The following is a 22,947-nucleotide window of genomic DNA, read 5'->3' on the forward strand; positions in this document are numbered from 1 at the left end:
AGGGGGTGAGAAAAATGAATATAGGGTTTAATTCGATGGGATTCTTTTCTTCAACAGCCAGTACTGGAGTAGTTAATAGCAAAGGTCCTGCTGTTTCCGTAGGTGGCAACAATATTAAAGAGGGTGATTTTAAAAATATCCTCCAGGCCCAGCAGCAGGGTGAGTATGGCAGTCAGGGCGAGACAGTAAAAAATGTCCTGCCTGATGAAGCTTTGGAAAAACTGAATAAATTACTGGAGATGGAGCCTGAAGAGTTAGCAGAAGCACTTCAGGGACTTGAACCTGAGTTTTTAATGGCTCTAAAGGCTTTACTGGATATTCCTGCTAACAGCCTGGCTCAGTATTTAGTTTCCTTAGACCCAGAACTTGACAGTACCAGTCTGCAGGCTTTGGAGGAATCCCTGCAAAGGGTGAAGGATGCTCTGGTTCAGGAGTTAACTGGAACTAATCCAGAGCAGTTGCTTGCTGAAGAGGGAGAGACTGTTCTTGAAAAGGGACAGGGTGATTCAGAGGCAGGTAATTCCAATGCTGTTGGGGTAAATTCCTCTAATCAAGGTGATGGGGGCTCTGTCAGCAGTGAACTTTCAGCTGATAGTAGTACTGCTGATAAGACTGCCAATAATGGGATAGCCTCTGTTTTCTCTGAAGACAGAAAGGCTGTTCAGCAGTCAGGGGAAAGATCAGTTAATCTGGAAGAGCTGGCAGCTGATCGGGGAAAGCAGGGTAGTAGAGATGACCTGTCTGTTCTTGAGGATGGAAAGGGTCAGAAAAATGCCCAAAGTGATCAGGGGCAGTCAGCTGAGAAATTAAATAGTCTTGCCCGGGAAAATGCTGGTTTTACTCTGGGTAAAACAAGTGAGATAGAAGGTCAGGGTAAAGAAAATGATTTCTGGAAAACAAATCAACTTGATTCAGCAGCCCAGAACAGCACATCTATTAGTAGTAAAGAACAGTTGGCCCAGAATGGGCAGAATTTTAGTGACCTGATGGGGCATACCTCACAACAGGGTAGTAGTTTGAATGAGACCAATGCCGCCGGGATGGCTGAAACAGCCAGGGTTAATCTGCAAAATGTGATTGAACAGATTACTAGTCGTATCCAGTTCAGTCAACAGGGAAATAAACAGCTTAATATTCAGTTGGAGCCAGAGTCATTGGGTAAAGTAAGGGTTCAGCTTAAGGTAGAGGCTGGTGAAGTAATGGCCAGACTTCTGGTAGAGAGCCAGGAGGTTAAGACCTATCTTGAACAAAATATAAATGGTCTCAGGACTAATCTGGTCAGACAGGGATTGACAGTTGACCAGCTCTATGTTGAGTCAAATGATAAGTATTTTAATGAAGAATTTGACTCCCAACAGGGTTCCTATCAGGAACAACAGCATAGTAATCAGGAACAGAACTCTCAGGATTTTGGACAGATTAGCTATGAAGAGATGGAAACACTGCTGAGTGAAGAGGGATTTACTGAACTCCCGCAGAGTATAATTGCAGACCAGCGCTGGTCAAATCTTAATTATATCAGACACAGAATGAATCTACTGGCCTAGATAAGAAAGGGGGTGAAAAGATGTCGGCACCAAGTGTTAATGTAGACCCAACTAATAATAATTATAGTTCTTCCAATCAGGTTAAACGGGAAGATAGTAATGACCTGGATAGAGATGCCTTTTTTAAACTCTTAACAACTCAGATGACATATCAGGACCCATTAAATCCAATGGATAATACCCAGTTTATTTCCCAAATGGCCCAGTTTAGTTCTTTAGAACAGATGGAGAATATGAATGCCAATATGACTCAATTTTTAAGGATTCAGGGGCTATCTGAAGGTGCTTCCTTAATCGGCAAGACCGTTGAAACCATTGACCCTGAAACAGGAGAGACTATTAAGGGTGAAGTTGTTAAGGTAACCTTTGAAGATGGTAATATGTATGCCTATTTTGATGAAAAAACCAAAGTAGATGTTGATGGAATAACTGCTATTTACGAAGAGAAAGAAGAGGAAAAAGAGGGGTGATTTTTGTGGATAATAGAATTTTAACCAGACAGCCCTTACAGAGAATACCAAGAATCCAGCAGCATTCCAATCAAGTAAAAAGGAAAGATGATAAAAAACGGGTTTCTTTTAGTGAGGTTTTAACAGCCCGTTTAAACGAAAAATCTAAGGTAGATTTTTCCAAACATGCCCAGAACCGCCTTCTTGCCAGGGGGATAGAAGTCAGTGAAAAAGACCTATCCAAACTAGAAGATGGCCTTGCTAAAGCTGCTGAGAAGGGTTCAAGGGAGTCGCTGATTATGGTTAATCAGGTGGCCTATGTAGTTAGTGTAGAGAATAAAACGGTCATTACAGCTATTGATGACCACCATCTGAAAGAGAATGTCTTTACGAATATTGATAGTGCAGTTTTTATGTAGTTTAAATAAAAATACTGGAAAAAGGCTGGACCTATTCAGGGGGCCTTGGGGTATTATCGAATATAATATCCGCCAGTTTAAAATTTTGAAGGAGGTCGTAATTAAAAAATGATGCGTTCAATGTATGCCGGTGTTTCCGGTCTAAAGGCACATCAAACTAGAATGGATGTTGTTGGTAATAATATTGCAAATGTTAATACTACAGGATATAAAGCCAGTAGGGCTACTTTTAAGGAGATGATTAGCCAGACACTACAGGGTGCTAAAGCGGCTCAGGATAACCGCGGCGGGATGAACCCACAGCAGGTTGGTCTTGGTGTTATGTTAGGGAGTATTGATACTGATCTTACCCAGGGCAACCTGCAGTCAACAGGTCGGGGTGATGACCTGGCCATTTCTGGTAATGGTTATTTTGTAGTTAATGACGGCAGTCAGAATTACTATACCAGGGCAGGTGCCCTTACCACTGATAATCAGGGTAATCTGGTTAATTCATCTAATGGCTATATTATGCAGGGGTGGATGGCTGATGACTACGGAAATATTAATACCAGTGGTGAGCCTGAAGGGCTTCTAATTCCAGTGGGGGCAACAATGAGCCCACAGGCCACTTCCAATGCTTATTTTCAGGGTAACTTTGATAGTAATACCGCTGGTGGTACAAACTGGACAAGTACGATTAATATATTTGATTCCCTGGGGGAAATGCATACAGTAACAGTTGATTTTACGCGTCAGGTAAAGTCAGCCCCAACTGGTTCTATTAATTTAGGTAGTGGTGCTGGCGCCTGGACCCTGGATGCCACTGCTAGCTCTCCTGACCCAACCTTAAATGGTATTACTTTTGCCTTTGGTGCTGATACAGATGCAGCAGCTGACTATAGCTATGATCCGGATTCTAAAGTATTTACATTCACCGGGGACTGGGATGGTGTTCCAGGACCGGCTCCAACTTTAGCAGATTTGCAGGGTTTGGTAGATACTCAGTTTGATTCTGATGGACCTGGAACAATAACTTTAGATGATGGGGCGGGTGGAGCAACTTTTAACGCTAATCAAGCTGACCTGGCTGATGCTGATGATTTAAAAATGTCAGCCGATCCTGCTAACCAGTGGAATTATACAGTAGATGTTTCTGATGGCTCAATTAATTCTGGTGGTAGTGGTAGTATTTCCTTTAATAATGATGGTACTATTAGTAGTGGTGGTACATCTAATATAAACTTTGATCCTGCTGGTGGAGCAGCAGCTGGTCAAGAGGTTACTTTAGATTTCTCGGAGATAACACAGAGTTCAGCCTCCACTAAAGAGGAGGAGAATAAGACTTCGGTTACAAAAAAGAGGGCTGACGGTCATTCGATGGGTTCACTGCAGTCCTATAGTATTAATAGTGCCGGGGAACTTATTGGTGGTTTTTCAAATGGATTAAAAAGGAAACTGGGGCAGATTGCCATAAGTAGTTTTACTAATCCTGCTGGGCTGACCAGACAGGGAGGAAGCCTATATTCTGAATCACAGAACTCCGGTATGGCCCAGATTGGTACTGCTAGTACACTAGGTAGAGGGAAAATAGTAGCTGGTAATTTAGAGATGTCCAATGCGAATTTATCTGACCAGTTTACAGATATGATAACTACTCAGCGCGGTTTCCAGGCCAATTCCAAGATCATTACCACAACTGATGAGATGCTGCAGGAACTGGTCAATCTAAAGAGATAGTAAGCTGAGTCCCACTTAAAGATACTTAATCCCAAGCTTGGTGTTGAGTTCTGCCAGTGAGTCTTGTGATAGAGTGTGCTATTTAAGTGTTCAAAATATATTTGCCAGATGTAAATGATAATTTTAAAAGGGGTGGTTAGATGGTTAAGTTGAAGAAAATAAATGGAGAAGAGATAGTTGTTAATGCAAGGTTGATTGAGACTGTTCAGGCCACCCCTGATACAGTTATCACATTAACAACAAATAAAAAGATTCTGGTAATGGATGATGTAGATGATATAGTAGAGAAGGTAATAGACTATCATCAAAAAATATTTTCTAATGTTAGCATAGAAAAGGGGTGAGACAAATGGACCTGGCTACACTTATAGGAATAATATTTGGGGTTACTCTCCTTGGTGGGGCTATAGTAATGGATGGGAATGCTATAATCTTTTACAATTTAAGGTCGATTTTGATTGTAATTGGTGGTACCCTGGCTGGAACAATGATTAGTTATTCCCTGGGTGAACTATTGAAGATCCCTGCCCTGGTCAGGATTGCTTTTCAAACACACCAATTAGATTCAGATGAGATTATTGATTTGATGGTTGGTTTTGCTGAAAAGGCCAGGAGAGAAGGCCTGCTGGCCCTGGAACAGGATGTTGTCAATATTAATGATGATTTCTTGCAGAAGGGTATCCAGCTGGTTGTTGATGGTACTGATCCAGAACTGGTAAGGAATATTATGGAGACTAAACTTACCTTTCTGGAGGAGAGACATGGTAAGGGCCGTAGTATTATGGCTACAATGGGACAATTGGCCCCGGCCTTTGGAATGATAGGTACTTTAATTGGATTAATTCAGATGCTTAGTGAACTTGATGATCCATCAAAACTAGGTGGGGGTATGGCTGTTGCCCTGATCACAACACTCTATGGGGCTTTACTGGCTAATCTACTCTTTATTCCCTTAGCTGGTAAACTAAAGGAACGTAGTGAAGATGAGATCTTGACCAAGGAAGTTATTATTGAAGGTGTTCTCTCCATTCAGGCTGGTGAAAACCCGCGTATTGTAGATGAAAAACTGAGGGCCTTCCTGGCTGAAGATGTTCATACTGGTCAGTCAGCAGAGGCAGAGATGGATACAATGGCGGTGGGAGATAATGCCTAAATTACAAAGAAAAAAAGAAGAAGGAAATAATGGTTCACCTGCCTGGATGGTTACTTTTAGTGACTTGATGACACTGCTTTTGGTCTTTTTTGTTCTCCTTTATTCCTTTTCAGTAATGGATATTGAGAAGTTTGAGGGCTTTATGTCTGCCTTTCAGGCCCAGCTTGGTGTACTAGATGGTGGAAAAACTATTAATGATGAAAGCCTTGTTGCCCGAGGTAATATTGCTCAACGATTTAATCCCTCACTCCAGAATTTTAATAAGGTTATGGGTGAAATGAGTACTTATATCGAACAGGAGGGTTTAAATGACAGGGTTGAGATGGAACTAACTGAAAGAGGACTGGTAGTCAGGTTAACAGGCCAGGTTTTATATGATGTTGGTAAGGCTGAACTCAAGGTTGGTGGTAAGAACCTCCTGGATGAAATAGCTAAGTTGCTAAAAGATATTCCTAATGATATTATGGTTGAAGGTCATACAGATAACTGGCCGATAAACAATGAAGACTTCCCTTCTAACTGGGAATTGTCTACCACCAGGGCGACTAATGTTGTAAGATATTTCATGGAAAATACAGAGATAGAGCCGTCCAGGTTAATGGCTGCCGGTTATTCAGAATACAGACCACTATTTGAGAATGATACAGTAGAACACCGGGCCAAGAACCGGAGGATAGAAATAGTAATCTTAAATACATTACATAATACGGACCTTGAAGGGAGGTAATTAAGATGGCAAATGAGGGTTTGAGTTTTAAGAGTATACTAGGGATTGCCCTGTTAATGGTGGTGATTGCCATTGGTACCAGTTATGGTTTTATGAAATTCATAACAACTAATGATAATTCACCGGTGCTTAATGAAAATGCTATTGGACCGACTTATTCCCTGGGCGATTTTGTAGTTAATCTCTCTGGAACCAGGGGTTATCAGTATATTAGAGCCAGTATTGTAGTGGAGGTTAGTACAGATAATGTGATTACTGAACTGGAAAAAAGGAGTCCACAGGTAAGAGATAGTATTATCGGAATCCTGCGAGACCAACAGGTTGCTGATATTGAAGAACCAGGAGCCAGGGTTATTAAGAATAGGCTGATCACAAAGTTAAATGATATATTGAGGACAGGGGATATTACCCAGGTCTGGTTTACTCAATTAGTTGTACAATAGGGGGAGAAACAGATGGCTGATGTTTTAAGTCAAAATGAAATAGATTCTCTGTTGACAGCACTTTCCTCCGGGGATGTTGATGTTGAAGAGATAAAAAAAGAGACTGAGAATCAGGCAGTTAAGGCTTATGATTTTCGGCGGCCGGATAAATTATCCAAGGAACAGATGCGTACACTGCAGATGATTCATGAAAATCTTGCCCGGTCTTTAACTACCATTCTTTCTACTCAGCTTAGAACAATGGTTGATTTTGATGTTGCTTCAATAGAACAGATAACATATGAGGAGTTTATTAGGTCATTACCTGAACCGACAATAATTGGGATCAGTGACCTGGAACCATTTAAAGGGCAGTTTATTTTTGAGTTAAATCCAGATATAGGTTTTGCAGTAATTGACCGCTTATTTGGTGGTTTTGGGAAATCTAATTTTAATTCCCGGCCTTTTACAGATATAGAGAAGGTTGTATTTAAGAGGGTAATCAACTGGATCCTCAGTGGATTTCCAGAAGCCTGGGAAAATATTGTCAGGGTTAATCCTGTATTAAGGGATATCGAATCAAATCCCCAGTTTACCCAGATTGTACCCAGTAATGATATGACTATTCTTATTACTTTGATGGCAAGAATAGGTGATAGTGAAGGACTAATTAATATATGTATTCCTTATATTATGATTGAACCGATTGTACCGAAATTAAATGCCCAGCAGTGGTTCTCAAATACCAGGTCAGAACAAACCGCCCAGCATATTAATACCTTGAAAAACAAGATAAAACGCACCTCGCTTGATGTCTATGCAGAACTGGGTGGGGCTGAGTTAACTGTTTCCGAGCTTCTCTATCTTCAAAAGGGTGATGTTATAAAATTAGATAAGAGATCATCTGATAATATTGATATTAGAATAGGTAAATATGTTAAATTTAAAGGTATACCAGGGAAAGCCAACAAACACCTGGCTATGAAGGTGGTTGAAGTAGTAGATACGGGAGAGGAAGGTGAAGAAGACGATGAGCAATGATGATAGAAAAGAATTATTATCCCAGGAAGAGATTGATGCTTTAATTAATGATGAGGATAGTCAGGAAGAATCGGTCACAGAGAATAATGCTGTTCAAGAAGGGCTAACAGATAATATGAAAGATGTCCTTGGTGAGGTTGGTAATATTGCCATGGGGTCAGCTGCTACTGCCCTGTATACAATACTTGATCAGAAGGTTGATATTACCACACCTAATGTGAGACAGTCTACTATCACTGAAATTATGGCAGAGTATGAGCGGCCCTGTGTTCTGGTACAGGTAGAGTATGTTGAGGGTATTGAAGGAATGAATATCCTGATCATCAAAGAAGAGGATGCCGCTATTATTGCTGATTTAATGATGGGTGGTGACGGCTCTAATGTAACAGAGGATTTAGATGATATTCATCTCAGTGCTGTTTGTGAGGCTATGAATCAGATGATGGGTTCGGCTGCCACTTCTATGTCGAGTATTATTAATGAAGTAGTTAATATTTCTCCACCAGAGGTAGAATATATTGAGGTAGAAGAGGTTATTGATGTAATCAAGGACTATTTTGATAGTGAAGAACCTTTGGTTGATACCTCCTTTAGGTTAAAGGTGGGGGATCTTATTGATAGTAGTTTTAAACAGATATCTAAACTGGATTTCTCTAAAAGATTGGTTGCTCAACTAATGAAACACGAAAGCGGTCTGGCAGCAAAGGACTGGGATGTTGATGAAGAGAAAATACTTGAAGGTGAAATAGATGATAAGCAAGAGGAAACAAAAGTAGGTGTTGATAGTAATACTATGAGAACTGGAGGGGAGAGCCAGATGGCGAATTCCGGGAATGTAACAAAGGGTGAACAGACTGGTGTTAAAAGGGCCCAGTTTCCTGATTTTGATAGTAATACAGCTGCTCCTTTACCACACAATATGGAACTTATTCAAGATGTACCATTACAGGTTACAGTACAGCTGGGTAAGAACAGGATGACAATCAAGCAGATTCTGGAACTGGGAGAGGGTTCCATAGTAGAACTCGATAAACTGGCCGGGGAACCTGTGGATTTACTGGTCAATGGTAAGTTAGTGGCTAAAGGTGAAGTAGTTGTTATTGATGAGAGCTTTGGTTTCAGGGTCAAGGATATTATTAGCCCAATGGACAGGATCAATAATATTTAGTTATTAAGGAGCTATAGATAATGAATATTCCTTGGGAGATTGCCAAGATTAGTTTTTATTTACTACTGGTACTGGGATTGATATATTTGCTGGCTTACTTTTTGAAAAATAATATCAGTAGGAGTGGTAAGGGTAAGCAGATTAAGGTTATTGAACAGGTATATCTTTCTCCCAAAAAAAGCCTTGCTTTGATTACTGTCCATAATACTATCTTCTTAATAAGTAATAGTAATGAAAAGGTCAGTGTTTTAAAGACCTGGGACAGCAAGGATTTTCCAGAGCTAAAAGATGAGATGGTAAAAAGGGCTTCATTTAAAGAATACTTCCAGCAAATAATTAATGACAATAGGCGTGGTAGTGATGATTAGAAAAAATATAATAGCCTTTACTTTGATTATTTTATTAATCTCAATAATTGCCCAGCCAGTTCAGGCAGATGAATTTCAGTTACCTGACCTGCGTCTGGAAATAAGTAATCCTGATGGGGGAACCCAGGGAGAAGACCTGGTCTTGTCGCTGCGTATATTATTACTTTTAACAGTACTATCCCTGGCACCAGCTATTCTGGTAATGCTTACTTCTTTTACCAGAGTTATAATTGTCCTGTCTTTGATCCGTACTGCGATGGCAACTAGGCAGATGCCTCCTAATCAGGTTTTAATTGGTTTAGCAATTTTTATTACCGTTTTTATAATGGCACCTGTCTGGCAGCAGGTAAATACTGATGCCTTACAGCCGTATCTTCAGCAGGAGATAGATACAGAGACCATGTATGAGAGAGGAATTAGCCCGATCAGAGAATTTATGTTTAAGCAGACCAGAGAAAAGGATCTCTCACTTTTTGTTGACATGGCTGAGATAGAAAGACCTAATAATCGTGATGATATACCAACTTACGTATTGATTCCATCATTCGTAATCAGTGAGTTTAAGACTGCTTTTCAGATTGGTTTTATGATTTATATTCCCTTTTTAATGATCGATATGATTGTAGCCAGTACCCTGATGTCGATGGGGATGATGATGCTACCGCCAGTAATGATCTCTATTCCCTTTAAGATATTACTCTTTGTACTGGTTGATGGCTGGTATCTGGTAATTGAATCATTGATTAATACCTTTAATTAGAATAGGTGATTATTATGGATCAAGGTGTTGTAATTGATATTGGGCGAAATGCCCTGACAGTGGTCTTGATGATTATTGCCCCTATGCTGGGATTTGGCCTTATAACAGGTCTGCTGGTGGCTATTTTTCAGGCTACAACACAGATTCAGGAACAGACCCTGGCCTTTATACCCAAGATTCTGGCAGTTCTTATTTCTATGGCCATTTTTGGCCCCTGGATGTTATCGACCATGGTTGATTTTATCACAAGGCTGTTTAATTCAATACCACAGTTAATCGGTTAGGATGACTGTAAATGGGACTTCAAAATATATTTAGCAATTATACTTATGTTTTTATCTTAATTATGGTCAGGTATATTGGTATGTTTTTATCTGCCCCTATTCTAGGAAGTAGGTTAATTCCACGGCGGGTAAGGGTTGGCTTTGTGTTTTTTCTGGCCCTCATTACTATGCCGCTATTGATGGATTCACAGGCAGTTGCCATACCTGACTTTCCATTACTTATTGTCCTGACTGTAATACGTGAGTTAGCAGTTGGTCTAAGTATTGGTTTTATTTCCTTTCTGGTATTTGCAGCTATTCAGCTGGCCGGACAGTTTATTGACCTGAGAATGGGTTTTGCTATGGCTAAGGTTGTGGATCCTATTAATGGTTCTTCTGATGCACCAATTATTGGTCAGTTTAAAAATACCCTGGCTATCTTATTGTTTCTAGCTATTAATGGGCATCATATCTTAATCAGGGCTGTTTATCATTCATATAATATTATCCCACTGGGGGAAGCAGTTTTTACTGCTTCCAGCTTAAAGTATATTTTCTCTGTTTCTGCTGAGATTTTTCAGCTGGCTATTATGATTGCCTTACCTGTTATGGGGACAATTTTTGCAGCAGATATTATTTTTGGTTTTTTAGCCAGGTCGATGCCTCAGATGAATATCTTTATCATTGGACTGCCGATGAAGATCATTATTGGTTTTATAGTTTTAATCCTATCGATTCACTACTCCCTGTACTATATTGAGGACTTATTTTATAATATGTATCAACAATTATTTGAACTTATAAAATTACTGGGTTAAGGTAAAGGGGGGAGAATAATGGCCAAAGACAGTTCAACAGGTGAAAAGACGGAGGCCCCAACGCCGAAGAAACTAAAAGAGGCCAGAGAAGAGGGACAGGTTGCCAGGAGTCAGGAACTTGGCACAGCCTTTACCCTGTTAGCTAGTTTTCTGGTTTTGCACTTTGCCTTTAAAGAAATGTTGTTTTCTATGGCTGGCAGAATGAGGTTTATTATCTCTATGGATAGTATTCCTGAGCTAGATAAGAATTCGGTCTTTGTCCTTTTGATGGACGGCTTTGTCTATATAGCAAAACTGGTAGCACCAGTAATGCTGGCCTCTGCTATAGTAGGTGCCCTGGTTTGTTTCCTTCAGGTAGGGCCATTATTAACACCAAAGGTAATCTTGCCCAAATTCAGTAAGATAAATCCGATATCTGGTTTTAAAAGATTGTTTTCTCTTAAAGCACTGATGGAACTGGGGAAATCACTGGCCAAAATTTTTGTTATTTCCTTGATAACTTTTTTCCATTTACGTCTAGCCTGGCCTAAGCTACTTACTACAACCCAGCAGGGATTTGAACCAGCCCTACTGTTTATAGCTGATTTAATCTTCAGGGTTGGTATCAGTGTGATTATCTTTCTTATTATTCTGGGTGTGATTGATTTTATTTATCAAAAATATGATCATACTAAAAACTTGAAGATGTCCAAATATGAAGTAAAACAGGAGCGCAAGGAACAGGAGGGTGACCCCCAGATAAAATCCAAGCGTCGTCAGAAACAGCTGCAGATGAGTTTAAATAGAATGATTCAAGCCCTGGAAGAGGCTGATGTGGTTATCACTAACCCTACTCACATTGCAGTTGCTTTGAAGTTTGATATTGATACCATGGATGCCCCGGTAGTAGTAGCCAAGGGTGAGGGGTATCTAGCCCAGAAGATAAAAGAAAAGGCCCGTGAGTTTGAGATAGAGATAGTGGAGAACAAACCACTGGCCAGGTCTTTAAATGCAGCAACTGAAATAGGTGATGAGATACCAGTAGACCTTTACCAGGCCGTTGCTGAAGTACTAGCCTTTGTATTTAAAAATAATCATAAATATTAATTATACTTTTAAAGTAAGGTTCTTTAATAATAGACCTTTTGCATAATTGAATTGTTGACCAGCCGATTAAAACGGAGCAGGATTTAGTATGGGCAATTACGAAAAAGGCTGTTTTACTGTTTCGCTGAGCCCTTTTTAAATAACGCATGGATAGCTCAGCACTAGCACAGCGGTGCGTCGGACCTTGGTTTAGGGAGTTTTGACGTCCTCGATGGACTAATACTGGCTCCTACCTTGCGTATTTAAATAAAGGAGGCAGTAAAAACAGCCCGTAATTGACCAATGCTAAATCCGTAGCGGAGTTTTTGGATGGCATCAATCAATTATGCAATACGCTAAATTAATGTATATCGAAAGGGGATTATCCTGTGCCATCTACACCTACATCTACATCCAGTACCAGAAACTTAGTAATTAAACAATTGAATGCAAATAGTGATATTTTATTTGCATTGGCTGTAGTGGGGATTATTGTTATGTTTATTATCCCACTTCCAGCCTTTGTAATGGATATTATGCTGGCTACCAATATTACCTTTGCTATGGTAGTAATACTGGTCACAATTTATAATACAGAACCCTTGAATCTATCTGTTTTCCCATCATTACTATTGTTTGCTACCATCTTCCGCCTAGGCCTAAATGTTTCCACAACCCGGCTTATTCTGGGACAGGGTTATGCCGGCCAGGTTATTAACAGCTTTGGAAATTTTGTGGTTGGTGGTAATTATGTAGTTGGACTGATTATCTTTCTTATCCTGGTAGTTATTCAGTTTATCGTTATTACCAAGGGTGCTGAGAGGGTGGCTGAGGTTGCAGCCCGTTTTACCCTGGACGCTATGCCTGGTAAACAGATGAGTATTGATGCAGATTTAAATGCCGGTATTATTAATGAACAGCAGGCCAAACATGAAAGGGAGAAGATACGGCAGGAGGCAGATTTTTACGGGGCTATGGATGGTGCCAGTAAGTTTGTTAAGGGCGACGCTATTGCCTCAATAATCATCACCATTATTAATATCATCGGTGGTTTGGTTATTGGGGTCTTACAACAGGGAATGCCGCTGGTAGATGCAGCCCAGAATTATACCCTCTTAACAGTTGGTGATGGTCTGGTCAGCCAGCGGTTCCCTTTTTAACCCTGGCTGCTATTATTGGCCTGGTCGGCTATCTCTTAAGTATAAGGGTAGTGAGGGAAGAAGAGACTGCTGCTGCTACTGAAGAAGAGATACAGCAGACACAGCGTCCTCTGGCTGAAGAATTAACGAGTCTGGTTAAGGTTGACCCCCTGGAAGTAGAAGTGGGATATAACCTGATCTCCCTGGTTTTACCGGAACAGGGCGGGGATTTCCTGGACAGGGTGGCTATGGTCAGGAGACAGATGGCCCTTGAGATGGGAATGGTTATCCCTGCAGTCAGGATACTTGATAACCTTCAACTAGATGCCAATACCTACCGGATTAAGCTTAAAGGTGTTGAACTTAGCAGGTATGAAATCCTACCTGACCATTATCTGGCTATGGATTCTGGCATGACCAGTAAAAAGATAAAGGGTGTTGAAACAAAGGAACCAGCCTTCGGCACTCCAGCTATCTGGATTACTGAGGGTCAGAAAGATGAAGCAGAAATGGCTAATTATACAGTTGTTGATCCTCCATCTGTGATGGCGACCCACCTGACAGAAATTATCAGGGAACATGCCCATGAATTATTGGGCAGACAGGAAGTAAAAGACATGGTGGATAAACTGAAAGAAGATTACCCAGCAGTAATTGATGAATTGTTACCAGATTTAATGACAACTGGCGAGATTCAAAAGGTCTTACAAAATTTACTCTGGGAAGGTATCCCGATCAAAAATATGGTAGCTATCCTGGAAACACTGGCTGACTATGCACCTAAGACCAAGGATGTCCAACTCCTTACCGAATATGTTAGACAGGGTCTGGCCCGTCAGATTACTAATATGTATCAGGCCAGTGATGGTACCCTTTATGTAATAACCCTGGATCCACAGTTAGAGGATAGACTGGCACAGTCCTTACAGGAAACTGATCAGGGTAATTATTTGACCCTTGAGCCGTCACAGACTCAGCAGTTATTGGAAAAAATCGGAACACAGATACAGGCTTTACTGGAGCAGGGGCATGACCCTATTTTATTAACTGCCCCCATGCTAAGAAGACCGTTAAAGGAACTAACCTTTCGCTCACTTAAAGAATTAGTTGTTATCTCATATAATGAACTTGATACCCATATTAATATAGAGGTTCTAGGGACGGTGAAATAATTTGAAGGTAAAAAAATATGTTGCCGAAACAATGCAGGATGCTATTTTTAAAGTCAAAGCTGATCTGGGTCCAGAGGCTATTATCCTTGATACCAATAAGTTTAAAAAAGGCGGTTTCTTAGGTTTTTTTACTAAGACGATGGTAGAGATTATAGCTGGTGTAGAGGAAAAGAAAAGGGAATTTAAACAGAATAATAATAATTTTGCCCTACAGGAAATAAATGACCTGAAAAATATGGTTACTGAGATACATAAAAGCTGGCAGAATGATGAGTTTTTAAGCCATTTATCAGAGGAATTACTTGAGATTTATCAGCACCTCAATCAGCAGGAGGTAAATGAGGAACTGGCTAAAGGATTTATCAAAGTGATTAAAGAAAATAAAATAGTTCCCGGGGAGATAAACAGTCAGTTAGATGCTGTTTTACAGGAATATATTGGTGAGTGTCAATTGATTTCAACTGATGATAGTCAAAAGGTGATCGGTTTTGTCGGCCCTACCGGAGTAGGCAAGACTACTACTATTGCCAAGCTGGCTGCCCATTTTACACTTGATGAGGGAAAAAAGGTCTGTCTGATCACCACAGATACCTACCGGATAGCAGCTGTTCAGCAGTTACAGACCTATAGTGATATTATAAATATTCCTTTACATGTAGCTTATAATGAACAAGAACTGGTCAAGCTGATCAGGTTTGATTTAAAGGATAAATATGACTTAATTTTAATAGATACTGCCGGCAGCAGTTGGAAAGACGGCATCCAGCTTGGCAAATTAAAGACTTTACTGAAGAGGGAGCTGGTTGATGAAATACACCTGATGATTAGTTTAAATACCAGGAGTAATATAATCAGAGAGGTTATCAAGGGTTTTTCCCTGTTAAAACCAGACAAACTTATTTTAACCAAACTGGATGAAACCAGTGTTTACGGGGATATTATCAATATAAAAAATATAAGTAAACTGCCCTATTCCTATATTACAATTGGTCAGGATGTACCCGATGATCTTGAAGCAGCCAGGGCGGAGCTTTTAACCGGCTATCTGACCGGTGGTCTTAATGTTTGACCAGGCAGCCAACTTGCGTAAAAAAGTAGATGATAAAGCAGGGATAAATAACGGTAGTAGAATGATTGCTATTGCCAGTGGTAAAGGTGGGGTAGGCAAGAGCAATATAGCTGTCAATATAGGTCTGGCCTTGGGGAAGAACAATAAAAGGGTATTACTGATGGATGCTGACCTGGGAATGGCTAATATAGATGTTCTGCTGGGGTTAACTGCCAAATATAACCTCAGTCATGTATTACATGGTGAATGCAGCTTGACTGATGCCCTACTGCAGGGACCAGGTGGACTAGATATACTACCAGGCACTTCCGGTGTTGAAGAATTATTAAATATAGACCAGAGACAGGTCAAAAGGCTTATTTCTGTCTCTTCTCAGATGGGGGCAGTTTATGATATAATATTAGTAGATATTGGCGCCGGGATACATAGTAGTAATATTAATTTTATTTCGGTCTGTGATGAGGTATTAATCGTTTTAACTCCGGAACCAACAGCAATTATGGATGCCTACAGTCTGATTAAGATCCTTTATAATCACAGCCTGGATTGTGATATTGGGCTGTTAATTAACCAGGTTAATTCTCAACAGGAAGGTGAATCTGTTACCCGGCGGATGAAAAAGGTAATCAGAGCTTACCTGGATATAGAGGTAGAATTAATAGGTTTAGTACCATTTGATAAACATATTCGTCAGGCTGTTAAAAAGCAGCAGGCCCTTTTAGAGCTTTATCCAGGGAGTAAATCAGGACAGGCCTTTTTAAGGGCGGGACAGAAGCTGATGGATTTTGAAAAAAAAGGAAGAAATTTACCAGCAAAGGCAGGATTTGTGAGTCGTTTGTTGAATTTATTTAAGTAAGGGAATTCTATAATCGGGATATGAATATGAATGGGTGATAGATGGTGAGTGAACACAAATTAGAGGTTAACCAAAATTTTGAACTTGTGGTAAGAGATAGTTCTTTTCAAGGTAATTACTTGAGTAAAATAGCTGATATTAGTGGTGGTAGAATTAAAGTAACTGCTCCTTTTGTCCACGGTGAGGTAGTACCCTTAAGAATTAATATGGGTGTTGAAATGTATTTTACGGCAGAAATGGCTGCTTATGCCTATAAAACAAAAATCGTTGACAGGGAAATGGGAGAAATCCCACTGTTGGTTCTTACTTACCCAGATCTTAAACAGCGTATCCAACGTCGTGAATTCTTTCGTTTAGAGGTTAAAGAGAAAGTATTTTACCGTCTGCTGGATAGGGAACTGCAAGCAATTACTGAGTTAAAAGAGACCACAACTATTGATATTAGTGGTGGGGGATTAAAAATGGTTTTTGATCATGTCAAAGATAGTAATAATGACATACATAAGGGTAGGCTGATGGAATTATTCCTACAGATACCAGAACTGGAGGATACGGCTATTATATCAAAGGTGGTTAATGTTTTTGACCTGCCGGAAGGTATTGCAATTGGGATTAAATTTGTGGAGATAGATAACTATGTTCGAGAAAAGATTATTAGTTGGTTATTTGATTATCAGCGGGAACTACGTCAGAGGGGTATGTTATAAATGAGGGAAAAGGTATTTATAGCGTTACTGTTGGCTACAATTGCTTATTTAATCATTATTATTTCAGGAATTATAATGGATTTATCCCTAGAAATTATTTTATCTAAAGGTATTGTCGGATTAATAATAATAGCTGTTATAAGTTTTGTTTTTATTTCAATTATGGAAAGTACTGCTGTGCTAGAGGAAGAAGATGAACTTACAGCTGCTGTAGAAGAGAATGAAGTTAGTAGTGAAGAAGGTACAGTAGTGGAGCCTGCAGCAGATTTTTCTCCCCTGGAAGTACCTGTAGTTGAGAGTGTTGGTGGAGAAAAAGATGGTGAATAAATAGTAATTTGTAGCAAGAATGGAGGGGAGAAGTTATGCCACTTGCGGATAAGGAAGTAGCAGAGATAGAATTATGGCGGGAGTTTAAAGAAAATGATTCCCAGGCTGCTCGACAGGAATTAATTATTAAATATCTCCCTCAGGTTAAATACCAGGCTGGTAGGTTAAAGATGATTGTACCGGATTTTATAGAACAAGATGACCTGGAGAGTTATGGGGTAATAGGATTAATTGATGCCCTATATAAGTTTGATTACCGCAAGGGAATTAAGTTTAAAACCTATGCCAGCAGGAGGATCCGGGGAGAGATTATTGACTATCTCCGTAAGCTGGACTGGCTGCCTCACTCAGTACGCCGGGAGGGTAAGCAATTAAAGTCTGCTGCTGATAGATTTTTTCAGAAATACGGCAGGCGCCCTTCTGTTGATGAACTAGCAACAGCTCTTAATATCTCTAAAGAAAAGGTCAGCAAACTATATTATCAGATTTATTCCTCTCAGTGGGTTTCTGTCCATGAAGAGATAGGTGATGTGGAATTACTTGATCTACTAAAGGAAGACCAGAAGAGTCAACCTGAAGTAGTTTATCATAGAAAAAACAATGAAAGATTACTGTCAGAGGCCATTGAACATTTGAATGAATCTGAAAGATTGGTTATTTCTTTATATTATTATGAAGGCCTCACTCAGGTGGAAATTGCTGAAGTTATGGAACTGTCTTCAGCCCGGGTTTCCCAGCTTCACAAAAAAGCTATTTATCGACTGAGGGGTTCACTAGCCCGCAAGAAAGAGCAGTTGTTGTAAGGAGGGTAAAATTTATGAGTGAAATGGTTCGTGTAACAGCGTCTAATCAAAAAGAAGCCCTGGAATTAGCCAGGGAGGAACTGGCAGCTAAGTTAGAGACTGAGCTGGAAGTCAATATTGAGCAGTTAGAAGTCAGACAGGTTGGTAAAAAGGGTGGTTTCTTAGGTTTTGGTGCTAAAAAGGTCTATCAGATTACTTTTAATGAAGAAGGATTGAGCCAACGGGAGGAAGAAATCCTTGATATGACAACAGAAGGCCTGCAAATGGATGGTGCCTTTGAGATAAGGGTAACTGATGAGGGTGTACTTTTGAAAGTAATACCCGCGGAAGGTGAAGGCGATCCTGTCAAATATCAGGCTGTTAAAGTTGCACTGGAGAGAAAGGAGATCGTACAGATTGACTGGCAGCTTGTTCAGGAGGCAGTCCATGAAGCAGACGATGAATGGGTAAAGATTGCTCCTCGTTTGCCAGAACTTGATAAAGATGCTGAACTCAAAATTGAAATAAGTGATGATAAGTTAAGGGCCTTTATTAGTTATTTCCCTGCCCTAGGTGGTAAAGAACTCTCTACTGATGATATAGTCAGGATATTAAATGAAGAGAATATTAGTTTTGGTATTAAGGAAGAAAAGATAACTAGTCTGGTTAAAAGGGATAAAGAGGTAGAAAATCTATTAATTGCCGAAGGACGCCCCCCTGTAGAGGGTAGTGATGCTAAATTCATCTATCATTTTGAGAAAAATAAGGAGTCAATAGGTACTAAACGGGAAGATGGTAGTATTGATTACTATGACCTTGGTATTATCACCAATGTTAATCCCGGTGATGTTTTAGTGACCAAAGAAGCACCGCAGCCAGGTAAACCTGGTAAAACCATTACTGGAGAAGAAATACAACCGCCTGAACCTAAAGATAAGGAATTACCTGGGGGTAAGAATGTAGAACGGAAGGATGACAATACCCTTGTTGCTTCAATTGCCGGTCAGGTTGTTATTGATGGGAATAAGATTAATGTTCTACCGATTTATGAGGTTAATGGTGATGTGGATTTAAGTACTGGTAATATAGATTTTGTCGGTAATGTAGTTGTTAAGGGTAATGTAATGGAAGGTTTTAAGGTGAAGGCCAGTGGTAATGTTGAGGTAAACGGCCATGTCTTTGCTGCTCATATTGATGCTGGTGGTAGTGTAATCATAAAAAAGGGTTTTGTTGGGAAAAACAAATACCATATTCATGCTCAGGGGGATGTACAGGCTAAATTTATAGAAAATGGTATCATCAAAACTGAACAGAGTTTGATTGTTACAGATGCTATTATGCACAGTCAAATTAGTGTTGGAAAGTCGGTTGAAGTAACCCAGAACAAGGGTTTGCTGGTAGGTGGCCTTACCAGGGCCAGTAATTTAATTGAGGCCAATATTATTGGCTCCCACCTGGCAACTGCTACCCAGCTTGAGGTGGGTATTGACCCTGAATTAAAAAATAAGATTAAAGAACTTGAAGAAGATATAAGTGAAACTAAGGTTAATCTGGATAAATCCCTGAAAGCCCTAGATATTTTAGAAAAATTAAAGAAACAGACCGGTAGTCTTCCCCAGGCCAAACAGTTGATGTATGTTAGGCTGCAGTCTACAACTAATAAACTGCAGGATGCTATCGATGAGAAAAAGGCTCAAGTGAAACAGCTAAATGAGAAATTTGATAATGTTGAGGGTGGCAGGATTATAGTAAATAGGAAGATATACCCGGGTGTCAGTATAAGTATTGGAAAATCGCAGCTTAATGTTTATAATCCTATGAACGCTACCAGCTTTATTGAAAGGGAAGGGGATATTACCCAGGTACCAGTATAGGTGGTGAAAGAGAATGACTCAGCCTATTAATCCTAATACCAATATACCTATGTCTTTACGGGTAGAAAAGATTCAGCAGATGAAACAGGTACAGGCAGGCCAGGAAATGCACTTTGCCAATCAGGAGATGGAGATAGAGGAAGAATTAAAAAAACAGCGTATTAATGAAAATGAGGAGACCGCAGAAAGTAGGATCAGGGATAAGGATCAGGAAAAACAGGGCTCACAAGATAAAGAGGCTAAAGAGGAAGATGATCATAAGAAAAAGGAAAAACAATTAAAAAAGAAGAATGGTGATAAGGGGAGTATTATCGATGTTAAAGTATAGGTGTTTCCCTTCAGGGGTTGATTATATATGCCGTGGATATTAATAATTGTAGGGGTTTTACTGATAATTATGGGGGGATACCTCAAATATCAACAACTTAAATCCAGGGACAGGAAACGGCTGTCAGTAGATGGGGAATTTACAAATGAATATCTTAAACGGACCAATAAATTGAGGGAAATAGATGCTGAGCTTGACCGTTTACTCGAATCAATTGCCCTGAAAGAAAAGAAGATCAGGGAAAAACTGATTGATACTGAGCCAGCTATTTTGCAGACAAAACAGCTGCCGGTAGATAATAATTTTAAGAAATTACTAGCAGATAATTTTCAGGGGAAAAGGGAACTGAAAAATAGTCAAGAAGGGAAGATTAGTTCTAAAAAAATAGAGAAGACTAATAGCAAATATAGTAGTGTATTTGCCCTGGCTGACAAGGGAATGGCTGTAGAAGATATTGCCCATAAGCTGGATCTGGGTATCAGGGAAACCAGCTTGATTTTAAAACTATACAGGAAAGAGGAAGATTCTGTTGTTTAAAAATGGCTATCTTAAGGAAATTATCCCTGATATGATCCTGGCTGCTGGTATTATCATCCTGCTTGCAGGTGTCTTCTCTTTTACAGGTTTTGATTACCTTCTGGAGCGAGGACCTCAGCTTAAAGAGGAGAATCCGGTGGTGGAGTTTGACTCTCGAACAGCTGATGAAATAGAATCGGCTGTGTTAGAACAAGAACAGGAAAGGGATAAAAAAGAAGTAGTTAAGACAAGGGAAAAAATCATAGACTCAGCATTGTTATTGACAATTCAGAATAAACCTGAACTGTTAGAAAATTATTTTAGTAAAGATGAGTTTTCTGCTAGTTTAGCTGTTGAATCAATTAAGGGCAGTGTTAAAGATAATAAAGGTAAAGGTGATACAATTAATATCTTTATCCCGGAGGGTAGTTCTGGACTGGAGGTTGCCCGGATATTTGAGGAGAGTAATTTGATGACTTACCAGGACTTCAAACAGCTTTTACTGCTCTTTGATATTGAAACCAGAATTAAGGCTGGTAGTTACAGCTTTAAGAATAATAGTAGTGTTGCTGATATTTTAACAAAAATATTAATAAAATAAGGTGGTGAAAAAAGATGATCAAAGGATTATATACTGCTGCTTCCAGTATGTTAGCCAATCAGAATAAAATGAGCCTGATTTCCAATAACCTGGCTAATGTCAATACAACTGGCTATAAAAAGGATGAAGGGATTCAGGAGTCTTTCCCAGAGATGTTGATTTCCCGAATAGAAAAAGATAAAAAACCAAGAGAGATTGGTTCCCTGGGAACAGGTACCAGACTTCAGGAAACATATACAGATTTAACTCAGGGTTCTTTATATGCAACAGGTAATGAGCTGGATCTAGCTATTGACGGTGATGGTTATTTTGTGGTAGAGACACCTGAGGGTATTAGATATACCCGTAATGGTAATTTTACTTTAAATGATAATGGACAGATTGTGACTAATCAAGGGTATTTGGTTATGGGGGAAGAAGGACCTATGCAGACTATCTCAGGTAGGAATATCCAAATAGATGGTAGTGGCCAATTATATCTTGATAATTTGCGGGGGGATAGCTTTTTAGTTGTTAATTTTACTAATACTGATCAGCTTACTAAGATAGGTGAGAATCTCTATACTAGTGAAGTAGCAGGGGAAGAAGAACTGGCAGATTTTCAAATAAGACAGGGCTATCTGGAAAACAGTAATGTAAATGTAGTTCAAGAAATGGTTAAGATGATAGAAACAAATCGCTATTATACTGCTAATCAGAAGGTTATTACTGCTTATGATAGTACCTTAGACAAAGTAGTTAATAGTGTAGGAAGTATTGGATAATCAGCTGGACCTTTTAAGGGAGCTGAAAGGGGTTGTGGATTGACAGAAGCAGTCCTAGAGAAGAAAATACAAATATATGAGGGAGTGATTTAAAGTGATTAGTGCATTATGGACAGCAGCAACCGGTATGAATGGACAGCAGACAAATATTGATGTTATTTCTAATAACCTGGCTAATGTTAATACTACTGGCTTTAAAAAGAGTAGGGCTAGCTTCCAGGATCTGATGTATCATAATCTTAAACAACCAGGAACAACTAACGCTCAGGGTGCAGAAATACCTGTTGGTATTGAGATTGGCCATGGTTCTAAAATTTCTGCGACTCAGAAGATATTTACTGAGGGTGATATGCAGAATACTGAGGGCGCATTAGATATTGTTATTAAGGGAGATGGTTTTTTACAGGTGCTACTGCCTAATGGTGAAATAGCCTATACCAGGGATGGTTCCTTGAGCCAAGATAGTACTGGTAGACTGGTTACCTCTGATGGTTATCCAATCTACCCTGAAGAGATCTATATACCAGAAGATGCCAGTGATATAAGTATTACCTCTGATGGTACTGTTTCAGCTGAGATAGATGGACAGGATGAAGCAGAGCAATTAGGTCAGATTGAGTTAGCCCGTTTTTCTAATCCAGCTGGTTTAAATAGTATTGGTAACAACCTATATACGGCCACTGTTGCTTCTGGGGATCCTGTGGTTAATACCCCTGGTTCAGCAGGTTATGGTAGCATTGAGCAGAACTTTTTAGAGATGTCTAATGTAAAGGTTGTAGAAGAGATGGTTAATATGATTGCAGCCCAACGGGCTTATGAGGTAAACTCTAAAGCAATACAAGCAGCTGATGATATGCTTAGTACTGCCAATCAATTAAAGCGATGATTGAGTA

The 22,947-nt window shown here is 39.6% G+C and carries 26 protein-coding genes and 1 pseudogene; all 27 read left to right on the plus strand.

Annotation, left to right across the window (positions count from 1 at the left end):
* The first annotated feature begins 14 nt into the window (after window positions 1–14).
* The 27 genes and pseudogenes from D7D81_RS05235 to flgG all read left to right on the plus strand — a co-directional run bounded on the left by D7D81_RS05235 (window position 15) and on the right by flgG (window position 22,940).
* Window positions 15–1,547, plus strand: coding sequence for a flagellar hook-length control protein FliK (locus tag D7D81_RS05235; RefSeq protein WP_125987966.1), 1,533 nt, complete (start codon window positions 15–17; stop codon window positions 1,545–1,547).
* A 20-nt stretch (window positions 1,548–1,567) separates the two neighbouring features.
* Window positions 1,568–2,017 (plus strand): flagellar hook capping FlgD N-terminal domain-containing protein, encoded by a 450-nt coding sequence (locus tag D7D81_RS05240; protein ID WP_125987968.1) that lies wholly within the window; start codon window positions 1,568–1,570, stop codon window positions 2,015–2,017.
* Window positions 2,018–2,022: 5 nt separating this feature from the next.
* Window positions 2,023–2,415: a TIGR02530 family flagellar biosynthesis protein gene (locus D7D81_RS05245; protein WP_125987970.1), complete on the plus strand. Its 393-nt coding sequence runs from the start codon at window positions 2,023–2,025 to the stop codon at window positions 2,413–2,415.
* A gap of 108 nt (window positions 2,416–2,523) precedes the next feature.
* Window positions 2,524–4,134, plus strand: a complete 1,611-nt coding sequence (locus D7D81_RS05250; protein ID WP_125987972.1) for a flagellar hook protein FlgE — start codon at window positions 2,524–2,526, stop codon at window positions 4,132–4,134.
* Between the two features lie 140 nt (window positions 4,135–4,274).
* Window positions 4,275–4,478: a flagellar FlbD family protein gene (locus tag D7D81_RS05255; protein ID WP_125987974.1), complete on the plus strand. Its 204-nt coding sequence runs from the start codon at window positions 4,275–4,277 to the stop codon at window positions 4,476–4,478.
* A 5-nt stretch (window positions 4,479–4,483) separates the two neighbouring features.
* Complete coding sequence (locus D7D81_RS05260) at window positions 4,484–5,287, plus strand: motility protein A (RefSeq protein ID WP_125987976.1); 804 nt, start codon at window positions 4,484–4,486, stop codon at window positions 5,285–5,287.
* A complete protein-coding gene (locus D7D81_RS05265) occupies window positions 5,280–6,014 on the plus strand; it encodes a flagellar motor protein MotB (RefSeq protein WP_125987978.1) in 735 nt (244 codons plus the stop codon). The genes D7D81_RS05260 and D7D81_RS05265 overlap by 8 nt, the downstream gene beginning before the upstream one ends.
* Before the next feature lie 5 nt (window positions 6,015–6,019).
* Window positions 6,020–6,457: a flagellar basal body-associated FliL family protein gene (locus D7D81_RS05270; RefSeq protein ID WP_125987980.1), complete on the plus strand. Its 438-nt coding sequence runs from the start codon at window positions 6,020–6,022 to the stop codon at window positions 6,455–6,457.
* A 12-nt stretch (window positions 6,458–6,469) separates the two neighbouring features.
* Window positions 6,470–7,477: a flagellar motor switch protein FliM gene (gene fliM, locus D7D81_RS05275; protein WP_125987982.1), complete on the plus strand. Its 1,008-nt coding sequence runs from the start codon at window positions 6,470–6,472 to the stop codon at window positions 7,475–7,477.
* Window positions 7,455–8,645, plus strand: coding sequence for a flagellar motor switch phosphatase FliY (gene fliY, locus D7D81_RS05280; RefSeq protein WP_230868637.1), 1,191 nt, complete (start codon window positions 7,455–7,457; stop codon window positions 8,643–8,645). Before fliM ends, fliY begins: the two co-directional genes overlap by 23 nt.
* Before the next feature lie 20 nt (window positions 8,646–8,665).
* A complete protein-coding gene (fliO, locus tag D7D81_RS05285; RefSeq protein WP_125987984.1) occupies window positions 8,666–9,013 on the plus strand; it encodes a flagellar biosynthetic protein FliO in 348 nt (115 codons plus the stop codon).
* Window positions 9,006–9,773 carry a flagellar type III secretion system pore protein FliP gene (gene fliP / locus D7D81_RS05290; RefSeq protein WP_125987986.1) on the plus strand — a complete coding sequence of 256 codons (768 nt, stop codon included), beginning with the start codon at window positions 9,006–9,008 and terminating at the stop codon, window positions 9,771–9,773. Before fliO ends, fliP begins: the two co-directional genes overlap by 8 nt.
* A gap of 14 nt (window positions 9,774–9,787) precedes the next feature.
* Window positions 9,788–10,057 carry a flagellar biosynthesis protein FliQ gene (gene fliQ, locus D7D81_RS05295; protein ID WP_125987988.1) on the plus strand — a complete coding sequence of 90 codons (270 nt, stop codon included), beginning with the start codon at window positions 9,788–9,790 and terminating at the stop codon, window positions 10,055–10,057.
* 11 nt (window positions 10,058–10,068) lie between these two features.
* Window positions 10,069–10,854, plus strand: a complete 786-nt coding sequence (fliR, locus tag D7D81_RS05300; RefSeq protein WP_125987990.1) for a flagellar biosynthetic protein FliR — start codon at window positions 10,069–10,071, stop codon at window positions 10,852–10,854.
* Between the two features lie 18 nt (window positions 10,855–10,872).
* Entirely contained in the window at window positions 10,873–11,940 is a 1,068-nt protein-coding gene (gene flhB, locus D7D81_RS05305) for a flagellar biosynthesis protein FlhB (protein WP_125987992.1), read from the plus strand.
* A 476-nt stretch (window positions 11,941–12,416) separates the two neighbouring features.
* A pseudogene (locus tag D7D81_RS05310) lies at window positions 12,417–14,230 on the plus strand (flagellar biosynthesis protein FlhA).
* Window position 14,231: 1 nt separating this feature from the next.
* Window positions 14,232–15,299 (plus strand): flagellar biosynthesis protein FlhF, encoded by a 1,068-nt coding sequence (locus tag D7D81_RS05315; RefSeq protein ID WP_125987994.1) that lies wholly within the window; start codon window positions 14,232–14,234, stop codon window positions 15,297–15,299.
* The gene (locus D7D81_RS05320; RefSeq protein WP_125987996.1) at window positions 15,292–16,155 is read left to right on the plus strand and encodes a MinD/ParA family protein; all 864 of its coding nucleotides are present in this window, start codon (window positions 15,292–15,294) and stop codon (window positions 16,153–16,155) included. The genes D7D81_RS05315 and D7D81_RS05320 overlap by 8 nt, the downstream gene beginning before the upstream one ends.
* A gap of 41 nt (window positions 16,156–16,196) precedes the next feature.
* Complete coding sequence (locus D7D81_RS05325; RefSeq protein ID WP_125987998.1) at window positions 16,197–16,862, plus strand: flagellar brake protein; 666 nt, start codon at window positions 16,197–16,199, stop codon at window positions 16,860–16,862.
* Entirely contained in the window at window positions 16,863–17,189 is a 327-nt protein-coding gene (locus tag D7D81_RS05330) for a hypothetical protein (protein WP_125988000.1), read from the plus strand.
* A gap of 35 nt (window positions 17,190–17,224) precedes the next feature.
* Window positions 17,225–17,992, plus strand: coding sequence for a sigma-70 family RNA polymerase sigma factor (locus D7D81_RS05335; RefSeq protein WP_125988002.1), 768 nt, complete (start codon window positions 17,225–17,227; stop codon window positions 17,990–17,992).
* 14 nt (window positions 17,993–18,006) lie between these two features.
* On the plus strand, window positions 18,007–19,845 hold the full coding sequence (locus tag D7D81_RS05340; protein WP_125988004.1) for a FapA family protein: 1,839 nt from the start codon (window positions 18,007–18,009) through the stop codon (window positions 19,843–19,845).
* Window positions 19,846–19,858: 13 nt separating this feature from the next.
* Entirely contained in the window at window positions 19,859–20,173 is a 315-nt protein-coding gene (locus tag D7D81_RS05345; protein WP_125988006.1) for a hypothetical protein, read from the plus strand.
* Between the two features lie 27 nt (window positions 20,174–20,200).
* Complete coding sequence (locus D7D81_RS05350) at window positions 20,201–20,710, plus strand: DUF6115 domain-containing protein (RefSeq protein ID WP_125988008.1); 510 nt, start codon at window positions 20,201–20,203, stop codon at window positions 20,708–20,710.
* Window positions 20,703–21,290, plus strand: coding sequence for an MltG/YceG/YrrL family protein (locus D7D81_RS05355; protein ID WP_125988010.1), 588 nt, complete (start codon window positions 20,703–20,705; stop codon window positions 21,288–21,290). The genes D7D81_RS05350 and D7D81_RS05355 overlap by 8 nt, the downstream gene beginning before the upstream one ends.
* Before the next feature lie 14 nt (window positions 21,291–21,304).
* Window positions 21,305–22,054: a flagellar basal-body rod protein FlgF gene (gene flgF / locus D7D81_RS05360; RefSeq protein WP_125988012.1), complete on the plus strand. Its 750-nt coding sequence runs from the start codon at window positions 21,305–21,307 to the stop codon at window positions 22,052–22,054.
* A 94-nt stretch (window positions 22,055–22,148) separates the two neighbouring features.
* A complete protein-coding gene (gene flgG / locus D7D81_RS05365; protein ID WP_125988014.1) occupies window positions 22,149–22,940 on the plus strand; it encodes a flagellar basal-body rod protein FlgG in 792 nt (263 codons plus the stop codon).
* Window positions 22,941–22,947 lie beyond the last annotated feature (7 nt).

This window comes from Halocella sp. SP3-1, assembly GCF_003953885.1.
In the GTDB taxonomy this organism is placed as follows: domain Bacteria; phylum Bacillota; class Halanaerobiia; order Halanaerobiales; family DTU029; genus Iocasia; species Iocasia fonsfrigidae.

What these genes read in the sequence shown, in the direction of transcription:
- fliQ (WP_125987988.1), top strand. Translation starts at nt 9,788, where the DNA reads ATGGATCAAGGTGTTGTAATTGATATTGGGCGAAATGCCCTGACAGTG.
- fliP (WP_125987986.1), top strand. Translation starts at nt 9,006, where the DNA reads ATGATTAGAAAAAATATAATAGCCTTTACTTTGATTATTTTATTAATC.
- D7D81_RS05240 (WP_125987968.1), top strand. Translation starts at nt 1,568, where the DNA reads ATGTCGGCACCAAGTGTTAATGTAGACCCAACTAATAATAATTATAGT.
- D7D81_RS05270 (WP_125987980.1), top strand. Translation starts at nt 6,020, where the DNA reads ATGGCAAATGAGGGTTTGAGTTTTAAGAGTATACTAGGGATTGCCCTG.
- D7D81_RS05330 (WP_125988000.1), top strand. Translation starts at nt 16,863, where the DNA reads ATGAGGGAAAAGGTATTTATAGCGTTACTGTTGGCTACAATTGCTTAT.
- D7D81_RS05325 (WP_125987998.1), top strand. Translation starts at nt 16,197, where the DNA reads ATGGTGAGTGAACACAAATTAGAGGTTAACCAAAATTTTGAACTTGTG.
- fliO (WP_125987984.1), top strand. Translation starts at nt 8,666, where the DNA reads ATGAATATTCCTTGGGAGATTGCCAAGATTAGTTTTTATTTACTACTG.
- D7D81_RS05265 (WP_125987978.1), top strand. Translation starts at nt 5,280, where the DNA reads ATGCCTAAATTACAAAGAAAAAAAGAAGAAGGAAATAATGGTTCACCT.
- D7D81_RS05250 (WP_125987972.1), top strand. Translation starts at nt 2,524, where the DNA reads ATGATGCGTTCAATGTATGCCGGTGTTTCCGGTCTAAAGGCACATCAA.
- D7D81_RS05255 (WP_125987974.1), top strand. Translation starts at nt 4,275, where the DNA reads ATGGTTAAGTTGAAGAAAATAAATGGAGAAGAGATAGTTGTTAATGCA.
- D7D81_RS05235 (WP_125987966.1), top strand. Translation starts at nt 15, where the DNA reads ATGAATATAGGGTTTAATTCGATGGGATTCTTTTCTTCAACAGCCAGT.
- fliR (WP_125987990.1), top strand. Translation starts at nt 10,069, where the DNA reads ATGGGACTTCAAAATATATTTAGCAATTATACTTATGTTTTTATCTTA.
- D7D81_RS05260 (WP_125987976.1), top strand. Translation starts at nt 4,484, where the DNA reads ATGGACCTGGCTACACTTATAGGAATAATATTTGGGGTTACTCTCCTT.
- D7D81_RS05345 (WP_125988006.1), top strand. Translation starts at nt 19,859, where the DNA reads ATGACTCAGCCTATTAATCCTAATACCAATATACCTATGTCTTTACGG.
- D7D81_RS05320 (WP_125987996.1), top strand. Translation starts at nt 15,292, where the DNA reads ATGTTTGACCAGGCAGCCAACTTGCGTAAAAAAGTAGATGATAAAGCA.
- D7D81_RS05335 (WP_125988002.1), top strand. Translation starts at nt 17,225, where the DNA reads ATGCCACTTGCGGATAAGGAAGTAGCAGAGATAGAATTATGGCGGGAG.
- fliM (WP_125987982.1), top strand. Translation starts at nt 6,470, where the DNA reads ATGGCTGATGTTTTAAGTCAAAATGAAATAGATTCTCTGTTGACAGCA.
- flhB (WP_125987992.1), top strand. Translation starts at nt 10,873, where the DNA reads ATGGCCAAAGACAGTTCAACAGGTGAAAAGACGGAGGCCCCAACGCCG.
- flgF (WP_125988012.1), top strand. Translation starts at nt 21,305, where the DNA reads ATGATCAAAGGATTATATACTGCTGCTTCCAGTATGTTAGCCAATCAG.
- D7D81_RS05340 (WP_125988004.1), top strand. Translation starts at nt 18,007, where the DNA reads ATGAGTGAAATGGTTCGTGTAACAGCGTCTAATCAAAAAGAAGCCCTG.
- D7D81_RS05350 (WP_125988008.1), top strand. Translation starts at nt 20,201, where the DNA reads ATGCCGTGGATATTAATAATTGTAGGGGTTTTACTGATAATTATGGGG.